This is a genomic window from Flavobacterium sp., from assembly GCF_052437795.1.
GTDB lineage: Bacteria > Bacteroidota > Bacteroidia > Flavobacteriales > Flavobacteriaceae > Flavobacterium.
This window is the reverse complement of the sequence record NZ_JBQVPA010000002.1, coordinates 647,849-660,955: the sequence shown is the minus strand read 5'-3', so window position 1 is coordinate 660,955 and position 13,107 is coordinate 647,849. Positions and strand designations below refer to the sequence as shown.

7 protein-coding genes are annotated in these 13,107 nt (G+C 42.9%); 3 read left to right on the top strand and 4 right to left on the bottom strand.

Annotated features, from left to right (window positions below):
* Positions 1-213: 213 nt before the first annotated feature.
* The 3 genes from mobA to mobC all read left to right on the top strand — a co-directional run bounded on the left by mobA (position 214) and on the right by mobC (position 4,125).
* Positions 214-645: a conjugal transfer protein MobA gene (gene mobA / locus ACT6R0_RS09735; RefSeq protein ID WP_444652429.1), complete on the top strand. Its 432-nt coding sequence runs from the start codon at positions 214-216 to the stop codon at positions 643-645.
* Positions 646-653: 8 nt separating this feature from the next.
* Entirely contained in the window at positions 654-1,943 is a 1,290-nt protein-coding gene (mobB, locus tag ACT6R0_RS09730; protein WP_444652430.1) for a conjugal transfer protein MobB, read from the top strand.
* Between the two features lie 181 nt (positions 1,944-2,124).
* The gene (gene mobC, locus ACT6R0_RS09725; protein WP_444652431.1) at positions 2,125-4,125 is read left to right on the top strand and encodes a conjugal transfer protein MobC; all 2,001 of its coding nucleotides are present in this window, start codon (positions 2,125-2,127) and stop codon (positions 4,123-4,125) included.
* A 43-nt stretch (positions 4,126-4,168) separates the two neighbouring features.
* Here the strand turns inward: mobC and ACT6R0_RS09720 are convergent, their stop codons facing one another.
* From ACT6R0_RS09720 to ACT6R0_RS09705, 4 genes are all read right to left on the bottom strand, one after another.
* Positions 4,169-9,574, bottom strand: coding sequence for an N-6 DNA methylase (locus ACT6R0_RS09720; protein ID WP_444652432.1), 5,406 nt, complete (start codon positions 9,572-9,574; stop codon positions 4,169-4,171).
* Positions 9,561-9,998, bottom strand: a complete 438-nt coding sequence (locus ACT6R0_RS09715; protein WP_444652433.1) for a DUF1896 domain-containing protein — start codon at positions 9,996-9,998, stop codon at positions 9,561-9,563. The genes ACT6R0_RS09720 and ACT6R0_RS09715 overlap by 14 nt, the downstream gene beginning before the upstream one ends.
* 139 nt (positions 9,999-10,137) lie before the next feature.
* Entirely contained in the window at positions 10,138-11,025 is an 888-nt protein-coding gene (locus tag ACT6R0_RS09710; protein ID WP_444652434.1) for an ORF6N domain-containing protein, read from the bottom strand.
* Positions 11,015-13,105 (bottom strand): DNA topoisomerase, encoded by a 2,091-nt coding sequence (locus tag ACT6R0_RS09705; protein ID WP_444652435.1) that lies wholly within the window; start codon positions 13,103-13,105, stop codon positions 11,015-11,017. Before ACT6R0_RS09705 ends, ACT6R0_RS09710 begins: the two co-directional genes overlap by 11 nt.
* Positions 13,106-13,107 lie beyond the last annotated feature (2 nt).

The following is a 13,107-nucleotide window of genomic DNA, read 5'->3' as shown; positions in this document are numbered from 1 at the left end:
GATAAAACAGGGGGTAACCGTAACGGCATCGAGCCGTTTTCCCTTCTATGCCCAATCCGTCCCGAAGGGCGGATTATTGTGTTCACAGGAACACGGCAAGTTGTGTTTTGAGGCACTCGAAACCGAGATCGTGCCTCAAAACAACTTGCCCTTGCAGGGGGCAGAAAACACTCTCCGAAGTCGAGGTTTTGTCAGGATTAAAATGGATTTATCATGAATGAGGATAGTAACAGAAAACAGAATAAAGGCGGTCGTGCGCCGAAAATAAATCCCAGCAAACACCGTTACGTTTTCCGCCTTACGGACCAGGAAAATGCTAAGCTGTTAGCGCTATATGAAACATCGGGAGCTGTTAATAAAGCAAAATTTATCATCTCCTTATTGTTTGGAAAGGAAATGAAATCGGTTAAAATTGACAAAGGAACTGTCGATTTCTACATGCGGCTGACTTCGTTTCACAGCCAGTTTCGTTCCGTCGGCATCAACTACAACCAAATTGTGAAACTGCTATACAGGAATTTTTCAGAGAAAAAAGCGGCAGCTTTTCTATACAAATTAGAAAAACAGACAGCTGAAATGGCGGCTCTATGCCAAAAAATTATAAAGTTGACAGAAGAATTTGATACTAAATACCTTAAAAAATAAGCACCTCCATGATAGCAAAAATCGGCAGAAGCGGCAATCTATACGGCGCATTAGCGTACAATCACCTCAAAGTCGAGCATGAAAAAGGGCAAATTTTGTATGCCAATAAAATGATTGAAACCGCCACCGGGCAATATTCCGTTGCTCAATTAGCCCAATCTTTTGCCCCTTACCTGATAGCCAACCGCAATACTGAGAAACATACATTACACATTTCGCTTAACCCGGATCCTACAGACAGGGTAAGCGATGAAAAATACCGGGAAATGGCGCAGGAATATATGCGGGAAATGGGCTATGGCGAGCAGCCTTTTGTGGTGTTCAAACATACAGATATTGACCGCAGCCACATCCATATAGTCTCGGTTTGCGTTGACGAGCAGGGTAAAAAAATATCCGATAAATTTGAAAAAATGCAGTCCATGAATGTTTGCCGTGAACTCGAAAAAAAACACGGTCTAATTCCCGCTACGGACAAAGAGCGAAATCAAAATGAAAAAATTTTCCGGCCGATTGATTATAAAGCCGGTGATGTAAAAAGCCAGATTGCCTCAATTGTAAGGCATTTGCCTAACTACTACAAATACCAGACCTTAGGAGAATACAATGCTTTGCTTTCCCTGTTTAACATTACTGCAGAAAAAGTTGAGGGGGAACGGCAGGGAGTGATGCGACAAGGTTTATTGTACATTCCCCTGAATGGAAAAGGGGAAAGAGCCGGACATCCGATTAAGGCTTCCCTGTTTGGGAAGAACGCGGGGCTTCCAGCTTTAGATGCGTATTTTGCGAAATGCAAAACGGCTTTAAAAGACTCCTTTGTCAGACAGACCTTAAAATCAGCCGTCTCTATTGCCCTGAATTCTACAAAAGATGAATTGAACTTTAAAAAGCAATTGGCGCAACAAGGCATAAACGCTGTAGTTCGCAGAACTGATATGGGCCGTATTTACGGAATAACTTTTGTAGACCATAATTCCAAATCAGTGTGGAACGGGTCCCGATTGGCAAAAGAACTTTCTGCCAATATACTTAATGACTATTGGAATAATAATATTATCCCTGAAGTTAAAAAGCCTGATGAGCAGCCGACAAAAATATCCGGTTTAATTGATCATGACAATTTACCTGCAGAAGAGCCGCACTATTTGTTTGACTTCCTGAACACTGCGGGAAAACGCGACGAAGGTTTGATTGAAGCTTTGGGCGGTTTACTACCGGAAACCCAAGGTGAAGATTACGAAGAACAGGATTTTGCCAACAAAATGAAAAGGAAACGCAAACGCAGGAGAAGTCAGTAATTAATAAGCCCACTTTTGTCCAAAGATTTTTCCTCGGCCACTAATAAATGTTAAGGATTGAAATCTGTGCCAACGCCTATTATTAAAGCCAAACACCGGCACTCCAAGTCAATGACTGCCACTTTCCTCATAGCACTCTTAAGCGTCTTAAATTCACGCCCGGACATTAATATACAAGACAATGCAGGGAGAAGACGATGTAAGAGGTTTAGCCAAGATTATGGCATTTATGCGGGCAGTAAGCATCATTTTGGTGCTGATGCACCTGTATTGGTTCTGCTACGGTTTCTTTTTAGAAAATGGGTGGACGTTAGCAATTATCAATAAAATACTAAGTAATTTTCAGAGAACTGCAGGGCTGTTCTCACATACAATTTACACCAAGCTGTTCGCTTTAACATTATTGGCACTAAGCTGTCTGGGTTCTAAAGGTGTAAAGGACGAAAAGATTACCTGGTCTAAAATCAATATGGTATTAAGCGCGGGTGTTATCCTGTTTTTCATGAACTTCCCTTTATTAAAGCTGTCTACATTAACCGCGAGTATTCTTTATTTTTTTACTACCGGAGCAGGTTATATTTCTCTAATGGTCGCGGGTGTATGGATGAGCCGCCTTCTCCGCACTAACCTCATGGAGGATGTTTTCAATAACGAAAACGAAAGCTTTCAGCAGGAAACCAAATTGATGGCAAATGAATACTCCGTCAACCTCCCTACTAAGTTTTATTACAAGGGCAAATGGAACGATGGCTGGATAAACATCGTTAATCCTTTTAGGGCATCTATCGTTTTGGGCACACCGGGCTCAGGAAAATCGTACGCCATCGTGAACAACTACATCAAGCAGCAGATCGAGAAAGGCTTTAGTATGTATATTTATGATTTCAAGTTCGATGACCTGTCAACAATAGCCTACAACCACTTGCTAAAGCACCGCGATAAGTACAAAATACAGCCGAAGTTTTATGTGATAAATTTCGACGACCCGCGCAGGAGCCACCGCTGCAACCCACTCAACCCTGAATTTATGACGGACATTTCGGATGCTTATGAGGCGGCATATACAATAATGCTTAATCTCAACCGTAGCTGGATACAGAAGCAGGGCGACTTCTTTGTCGAAAGTCCGATAATTCTTTTAGCTGCCATAATATGGTACTTGAAAATTTATGATGACGGTAAGTTTTGTACTTTCCCACACGCCATTGAATTGCTTAATAAAAAATATTCAGATGTATTTACAATTCTTACATCATATCCCGATCTGGAAAATTACCTGTCCCCGTTTATGGATGCATGGCAAGGCGGCGCACAAGACCAGCTGCAGGGGCAAATTGCATCTGCTAAAATCCCATTGTCGAGAATGATTAGCCCGCAGCTTTATTGGGTGATGACAGGTGACGACTTTACACTCGATATTAACAACCCGAACGAGCCCAAGATCTTATGCGTGGGCAACAATCCAGACCGACAAAATATTTATTCGGCGGCACTGGGATTATATAATTCAAGGATCGTAAAACTCATCAATAAAAAAGGGCAGCTAAAGAGTTCTGTTATAATAGATGAGCTGCCCACGATTTACTTTAGGGGTTTGGACAATCTTATAGCAACAGCGAGAAGCAATAAGGTGGCGGTATGTTTGGGTTTTCAGGACTTTTCGCAATTAACAAGAGATTATGGCGACAAAGAGAGTAAGGTAATTCAAAATACGGTTGGTAATATTTTCAGTGGGCAGGTAGTGGGCGAAACGGCTAAGAGCTTAAGTGAGCGATTTGGAAAAGTATTGCAGAAACGTCAGAGCATATCCATCAACCGTAATGATAAATCTACCTCAATATCTACACAGTTGGACAGCCTTATTCCGGCATCGAAAATTTCTACCTTGACACAAGGTATGTTCGTGGGCGCAGTCTCTGATAATTTTGATGAACGCATTGAGCAAAAGATTTTTCACGCTGAAATTGTTGTGGATAATGAAAAGGTCGCTTCGGAGGGCAAAGCATATCAAAAGATCCCGCAAATTCTTTCCTTTATAGATGAGCACGGCGAGGATAAAATGAAACAGCAGATTGAAGGCAACTACCGTCAGATAAAATCGGATATTCTGAATATCGTTCAAAACGAAATGGAGCGTATAAAAAACGATCCAAACCTACAGCATTTGGTCCAGGAGGGATAAAGACATCAGTTCATATGGCAATTTTATTTACATTTCCCTTATCTTATAACTTGCCAGGGGATATTTGAACTCCTTTTGTTATCGCGGTGACATCCAGTGCCTGCCGAGTTTCAACTTGTTCTTCAACTTGTCCTTCTTTAAATTCTCCCTCCAGGTCGGTGGTAATTGATAGCTGTATTTTTCGCTCAACAGCAGCCAGTTCCGTTTTCATTTCGCTCAACTTGTTTTCCTTAGGCCAAATTCCGTTCACCAATTCCTGAAGAACGGGCAAATCTTTATTTAGCTCATCGATTTTCTTCTGCTCCTGCTTGATGTAGTTCGGTATTTTCTCAAGTGCCCTTAGAAAATTAGCGGCAGCGGTTTCATGATCTTTCGCCATAATACCGTTGTTGTAGGTGTATTTAATATTGCCTTCGCCCTGCACCAAAAATCGATTTACACGTATATCTACGCCCTCTTTTTCGGACATTTCTGTCTTCACCAATAAGGTGAATCCATACAAGCTTCCGATTTCTTCATACTGTCCCCCGGTCCTTGCTTTATCCGCAATCTGGTTAAGCTTGAAACCGATCTGTTTTACATCCGCATTGGCCGGTAAACCTTCCAATTGCAGAGGATTAGCGATTGTCCCATCAGCATTTTTTTGGATGCGGCCCTGTAAATTATCCCAATCCAGGCTCATCCGGTTTAATCGTGACTGTACGCTTTCAAGTGATTTAGTAAAATCTTGCAGCTTGTACTTAGCGCTGAACTTAGAACGGTTAAACGCCTGCTTTTCGCTTTCCAGCCCAGCAATCTGTTTTTCGAGCTTGGCTTTATCCAGAAGGTCTGTATTACCTGAGAGGATTGCTACGTACTCTGAAAAATTCATTCCTGATTTTTCATCCATACTGCCCTCGTCAATAGTGCGTTTGCCAAGATTGTTATTTTTTAATTGGTCAATGAACAATTGTTTATTATACAGAAGGTTGAATTTGTAACTATCGAGGGATTTTTCAACAGCATAAATGATAACATCTACTTTGTTGTCAGCAAAGAACTTGGCAATTTCATTACCTTTCCTTACGGCGCGGCCATCCCTTTGGGCAAGGTCGCTCGGTCGCCACGGCGTATCCAGATGATGGACAGCAACGGCCCTCTTCTGTGCGTTTACTCCCGTTCCGAGCATACTTGTAGAGCCGAACAGTACGCGGATTTTACCATCGTTCATCGCTTTAATAAGTTCCTTACGCTGCTTATCAGATTTAGCCTCCTGTATAAAGCGGACTTCGTGTGCCGGCAGGCCGTGATCTTCTACGAGCTTGCGCTTGATTTCGGAGTACACATTCCATTCACCGGGCTTATAAGTTCCTAAATCGGAGAAAACGAACTGCGTACCTCTCTGTGCATTGTATTGATTATAATATCTGGCAATATTTGCTGCACAGTGGGAAGCTTTATTGTCAGGATGATCCTCGTACACCCCGTTTACCATTCGCATATCCAGCGACATCTTACGCGCATAGTCCGTAGCTATGAGCATCTTTGCCTTTTCTTCACTGGCACTTAGCTTTGGCCTGCCCAGCAGTTCCGCATTTCCGGTTTTGGCAAACTCCATCAGCTTTTTGATAAATACTTCCTGATCGGGCGTTGGCGGTATATTGTAGAGCACCTCTTTTTTATTTGGCCGGTCAATACCTATATCTTCAGCCGTCCTGTAATCTGTGATTTCTGAATAGAATTGCGCAAGTTCCGGAACTTTAATGAAGTAACGAAAACGTTCTTTCGCTACAATATTGTTAGCTACTGAGAATTCATAGTCTGTTGTTTTCCTCGCATAAATAGCTGCCCAGGCATCAAACGAATATATGCCCTGCTTCTCCATGGCTCGTGGGCGGAGGTATTTGAAGAGCAGATAAAGCTCGGTCAGTGAGTTGCTGATGGTCGTTCCTGAAAGAAAGGTAGCCCCCATATCAGAACCTATACGTTCCTGAATTGTGCGGATAGCAAATAGCAGATTCATTGCCTTCAGGCTTCCATCTAAATTACCTAAACCTGCGACGCGTGTGTGCCTGGTATTGAACATCAGGTTTTTGAATTGATGGCTCTCATCAACGAACAGATGGTCAACGCCCATCATTTTGAAGTCCACCACATCATCCTTACGGCTTTTGATATCATGTTCAAGGGTTTTGAGCTTTACCTCAAGGTTCTCTTTTCTTTTTATTACCCCTGCAAGCATCCCTCTGGTAACTTCCTGACCTTGTGATTGCAGGACATCCAGATTACGTTCTACGCTATCCAGTTCTATTTCAAGAATTTCCTTTTGCATTTCGGAAGATTGAGGTATCATCCCGAATTGATCGTGTGTAAGTATTACGCAATCCCAATCATTGTTTTTTATATCCCCAAAAATTCGCTGGCGTTTCTGCGGGGTAAAATCCTCCTTGCCGGGAAACAATATTTTCGCATGAGGATAAGCTGTCCGGTAGGCTTCGGCAATTTCGTGTACATTACTCTTGAGTCCTATTATCATCGGCTTGTGGGCTAAGCCCAAACGCTTCATTTCCTGTGCAGCCGTACACATTACCAACGTCTTTCCTGCACCTACTTCATGGTCGCAAATCGCGCCGTTATTCAGCTTTATCATCCAAACGGTATCTTTTTGGCTGGAATAGAGATCTTCAATTCCTAGCGCTTTACGGTCAAGTCCCGGAAAATCCTGGTGCGACCCATCATAATTTGGCCTTACGAAGCAGTTAAATGTATCATTGTACTGATCGGTTAACCTGCTTTTGAACTCATCATTCTGTGCATGTAACCATTCAGTAAATGCGGTTCGGATCTGGTCGATTTTGGTATTCGCCATTTGTATGGCTTCCATGTCGCGGACCTTTACTTCCCTGTCATCAACCATAATTTTTTTTGTAATATCCGGTGTTGTATTGACAAGGGCATGCTTAAGTAAGGCTATCCCGTCGAATGTCCTGCTTTCGGCCTTGACGGCATATTTATCCCATATATGGATATTCTTCTGAATGCATTTTACTGAGAAATCATCTGAGCTTTCAGAGTAGTACACATTTACCTCAGTATCAAATAGGTGCGAAGCAAATCTTCCATAAACACCGGTGGGTATCCAGCGTTCGCCCAAGTTGAAATCCAGCTCTTCAAATTCTATCCTTCTTGGTCTGGATTCTTCCAGAACAGACAGGCTTGCTTGGGACTGGGCGTCGTTGGGATTGTTTTCGAGATAGTTCCGTACCTCTTGGGCTTTTTCTACTACGTTACCTGCAATCCAACGTTCTGATATTTCATATTCCTTTTGCAGGGGATTAAAAAATATACGGCCCTGTAGGGCTTCTTTTAACGCCTCATCGGTCATACCGCTTATACCGGTCATATAGCCCAAGTCCACATTCCCGTACTTGTTAAGCGACGCCGCTAACGCTTCTTGCGGATTATTAGCAGCTATCGTTGCAGTTGAGAAGCTTACCGGGCGGGCGAATATATCCGATTTGTGTACCACGCTGCCTTTCACACGCTCCAAATAAGGGATTTCTTTACCGGAACTATCCGTCTTAATGAGCTTGATGTTATCAGCGTTATTGAGATTTCCGTATTTTTTTACAAAGGCGTCATAAACACGGTTAAGGGTTTCCCTTTCTTCCTTATGCTCCGTCTGAAGTTGTGCCTCCTTATTGTAGAGCGTTTGGTAGGTGTCCCGGACACTTATATAAGCTTCGGCTCTCGCCCTCTGTGCGAGTGACAAATCAAGTGGGTGAAAAATAGCTGTTCCATTTGCTATATCTATATTTTGGAGATGGCCCACCCAACCTTTATCCATCACAAGGCAATCGTTTCGATAGAACGATTGTAGCTCCCCACTGTATGAAGTAGGTTTAGGACTGATTTCAGGAATGGCTGGTTTATACACAGACCTGTTCTCATCAAAGCCTGAAAACAAATCGCCGATTACTGCCTGTTGCGCACCAACGCTGGTAATTGAAGATGGAGAATAAGCTTGCTGCATTGTACTGCCGAAAAGGTCGGTTTGGCGTCCCATAGTAGCCTGCAACTTCTTGACCGGTTGCCTTTTGTTTTTTGCAACTTTTGCGTTAGAAGCGGCTAATCCTTTGGATTGGTCTGTATTTTCAAACAGGTCAAAAATGCTCAATTGCCCTGCTTCTCGCCGGCTTTCACCGGTAATTACCGGCACAGATAAGGACGGTATTTTCTCTTCTTCATATACGTGATTATTAACTGTAGCTGGGGCTATTTGTCCAACTGCATTTTGCACCACAGGCTCATCATTATCTCTGCTGTCATAAAGCCCCAGATTGAGATAATTACGAAAATCTTCGGAAAGCATCTGATGGAGCTCTTTAGCAATTCCGGCAACACCGTCCTTATGGGTATAGATGAGCGCAGGTTGCCCGTAAGGGTCAGTGTCTAAGTTGCTATCAGTGTGCACAACCCTTGTTTTGTCCTTAAAAAAGGCATTACCGGGCGTATTGTATTCTGTTTGCCTGCTTTGGCAAAATAGATCCTCCCTTTCGCTAAGACTTTGTTTTGTACTGTTCCTTTGCAGGATAATCAAATCACTGCCAACCTCTGTACCTGCGAAGTCGGTAAAAAGGTTGTTCGGAAGCCGAACAACGGAAACCAGGTTATTCTCCTGCATCAATGCCCTGCGTATCGGTTCGTTCTTTGGACTGTTTAGGATACCCTGTGAGGTAATGTATGCGAGCAAACCACCTTCACGAAGCATATCACTACCTTTTAGAAAAAAGTAGTTGTGTAGGCTTCTCGCTGCCTGAACTTTTGCAATGTCCCTGCTTCGGGAATACGAGAGGTCGAATACGGAAATATCGCCGAACGGGATGTTGCTGGCGACTATGTCGTAGCTGTTTTTTTCCTTTTCTGATATTTCTTCAAAACCGCTAACGTGGATATTGCTTTCAGGGTATAGCTGTTTTAAAATCTTACCGGTTAGCAAATCCTTTTCATAAGCGGTTACGTTTGCTTTCTGATTCTCGGAAAAGAACTGTATAAATGAGCCGATACCCGCTGAGGGTTCGAGAAACCTCTGGATAGTTATGCCGCTTTCACGAATGGCATTGGCAATCGTATCGATTACCTGTGGGGGAGTATAGAAAGCAGTCAGTACGGAACTTTTCATGCTATCCGCATACCTGCGGTATTGTTTGTCATCCTGGGAATTTTCTTTGAGTAGTTTGTGAAGCTCCCGGGTCAGCTGAAAGAGGTCGTGTTCTGTCTTTCTCCAATTATTGATGTCAATTTCATTCTCTATGGGATTCAGCACGAATTTAAGGCCGCCAAATCCGCTGTATTGCATCATTAGCAGCCGTTCGCCTACGGTGGCTTGTCGTTTCTCCTCTTCCAGTTTAAAAGCTATTCGCAGGGCATCGATGTTCAGTTGGAGATGTTGGCGCTTACTGAAGCCCATTTTCTGCTATCCATATTGCAATGGTCCCGGTAATTTCTGTATAGAGCAGACTATACTCTGCTTTAGAAGCGAAGTCATCCGTTAGCTCATATCTTCTGAAGACCCCCTCACAGACAGGGAACATAGTAAGGGCGAAAGGCCGCAGCTCTGCGTCAGCCATTGAAGTGTTGAACTCATTACATACGACTTGAAAAATCGTATCGAATCTTGAAAAGTGCAACCCCTCAAAAAGTATATAATTGGCGATTTCATCACACTGGTCGATGGTGTTTCCGGACAAAAAAGCACCTTCATACGCATTAATAGCCCATGTTGATCTTTGTTCGACAAATTTTTGGTCGCTTGCTCTTTCGGGAAAACTATTGTTTAGTAACTCTTGTAGTCGGAACCTAAAATATGATAGGTCTTTTTCTTGTTTTGCCATATTATAATTCGTTTTTCGTTTTGCTGAAAACCTTAAAATTATAGCAGTAGGCAAGCTCTTGATAGAAGTCGTGCACCTTGGCTTTGAGAGGCGGTATTTGGCGGAATGGCAACAAAAACCTCTGAAGATCCAGAGGTCGTTACGTATTGTTTAAGATTTGGAGCATCCTGCCGACTTCAATATCCATGCGCGAAAATGCAAACCATTTTTTACCCAGGTCTTTTAATGATGCTCCAATGTGGTATAGCGCTCCATTATCAATAATAAGGAAACGGTCATGGGTATCATGAAACATCTCTATTTCGATTGGCGGATACTGGCTATTGTAGCGCTGCAAATCCAGCCGCAGTTGGTTGCTGATAGTCTTTGTGTATATTTTTGCGGTTACCGCTGGATTACGCTTGCCCAGTAGTGTCAGTACCGTATCATCTACATAGTTGTCAAGCAGGATGATCGAGCTTTGGGCGGTTCGGAGAATATCCGAGGCAAAGGCATAGGCATCAAAGACCTGGCCGTTATAAAAGATACCTTTATCGCTATGCAGCTTTCCGGCTTCAAGAGCTGTGAAAATTTCTTCAAATTTTTGATCCGCCTCCGATTGCTTGAGCTCCATTTTATCCAATCTTTGAAATAATGCGGAATTGCTAATAAGCATTTTCCGCATTTCCACAAAAGCATTCATTATGGCAATACTGACTGTCACTGCTATATCGCTGCGAAGAATTGCAGAAAGCATAGCTATACCTTGTTCGCTGAAAGCGTAAGGCAAATAACGCCTGCCGCCGTAATTTAAACTTGAGGTCACAATTTGTGACCTCAAGTTAATAGCATCATATTCATTCTTAGTAAGCTGGAAGCGGAAATTTTCAGGAAAACGGCTGGCATTTCTTTTAACCGCCTGGTTAAAGACTTTGGTTTCCACCTGATACATTTCCGCCAGATCGCCGTCCAGCATCACCTGTTGGCCCCTGATCATGAAAATACGGCTTCCGATTTCCTGACCATTAATAAAAAGTCTATTTTCCATTGCTTTTTGTAGCTTTTGGTGCGAATTCAAAAGAACTTCCCGATTTGTCATTCAATACGATATATGCGTCAAATTTCTTTCCGGCCTTGCTTGTCATACCTTTAATAAGTGAAGTTTTTCCGTTAGTGACAAGGCTTTCAATATCAGCAATCTCGATTTGTACGCCACACACATAGCGGAACTGTACCCAGTTGCAATTCTCATCCGGACATTTTACGATTTTATCATGAATGATAAGCTTATTGGTTTTGCATTTTGGGCAAGTGAGCGCAGGCAAGTTATCTTTGGCAATAGTAGTTTGAAGAAATTCATAGGTAATGGAGGAAGCATAGGCTTTCATTTCACTTTGAAAAGTTCCTGCATCCGCTTCGCCCGCTTCGATTCTCTGCAAGGCAAGTTCCCATTCTGCAGTCATCGACACGTCTGCAATTTTCTTATCTTTGGTAAGTTCATACACCTGTAATCCTTTTTCTGTCGGAATCAGTGATTTTCTTTCCCTTATAATGTATTCGCGTGTAAACAGGATTTCAATTATTGCCGCCCTTGTAGCGGGAGTGCCAATACCTATATATTGTAGGACTTTCCGCTCTTGCTCATTCTCAATCGCATTTCCGGCGGATTCCATAGCTGACAAAAGACCTGCTTCAGTATAAAGCACAGGCGGCTTGGTTTTCTTTTCCAAAGCAACAGCTTCTGCGATTCTAAGTTCCTCACCTTTTTTCAATTCAGGCAGATCCTGAATAGGTTCGGTATCATCATCGGTGTAATTGCCTCTTACCATTCGCCAGCCCGGTTCAGTTACCCTAATACCCTTTGCTGCAAAATGTTGTTGCGCCACCTCTAGGTCCACATCCGTTATCTGCTTGACACATGGTTGTGAGACGGCCTCCAGCAGCCGCAGTGCAATCATATCATAGACCGCATTTTCTTTTGCATTTAGTGCTGACGGTATCTTATCCGTAATTAATAAGCCGTGATGGTCGGTAACGCGTAAATCATTTACTATACGTTTATTCAGGCGTCCAAGCTTAATCGCATTTACGCCAATCTTACAGCTCTCTCGTTCCTGTAACGCCCTGACCAGGCCTGAAATTTCTCCCCACATATCTTCAGGAATAAATTTGCTGCCAGTTCGTGGGTAGGTTATAAATTTCTTTTCATAAAGGCTCTGGGCAATGTTGAGGGTTTCGTCAGCTGAAAGGCTTAGCCTCTTATTTGCCTCCTTTTGTAATCCTGTAAGGTCAAATAATAGTGGCGATGGCTCGGTTACGCTTTTGGTTTCAACAGCTATAACTGTAACATTTCCGTTCCGCTGGATGGCTTTCAGTATTTCATATGCCGGTTCCCGGTCTTCCCATTTGCTTTTGGAAAGGCTGTTAAAGCTAATCATGTCTTTGCGATGCAAAAGCTGGATTTGCCAGTAATTTTTTACCTGAAAATTTTTGTTGTCAAGGTAGCGTCTGCAGATTAGGGCAAGCGTCGGCGTCTGCACCCTGCCGAGTGAATAAACCCCGTTGCCTGCGGCGATACTTAAAGCTTGTGTAGCGTTGATTCCCACCAACCAGTCAGCACGACTCCGACTTTCTGCCGCGTGGTATAATCCGTCAAATTCTTTGCCGTCTTTCAGGTTATCAAAACCCTGTTTAATAGCTTTTTCCGTAAGCGAGCTTATCCAAAGCCGCTGAAATGGCTTTTTGCATTTCAGGTATTCGTACATATACCTGAAAATGAGTTCGCCCTCACGCCCTGCATCGGTTGCCACGATGATGCTGTCACTTTTATTAAATAATTCTTTGATTATTTTTAATTGTTTCAATGCACCAGGATCATCGGTATAGAATTTATCTTTTTTGACCTTACGCACAGTCAATGAAAAAGGGTCGGGCAAGATAGGTAATGCGGATTTATTAAATCCCGTAATCCCGTAATCTTCCGGCATTCCCAGTCCTATTAGATGACCGAATGCCCATGTAACAAAATAGCCGTTACCTGTCAGGTAACCATCCTTTTTATCGGAGACTCCCAACAGGCCGGCTATTTCCCTCGCTACGCTTGGTTTCTCTGCAATTATTGTTTTCATAC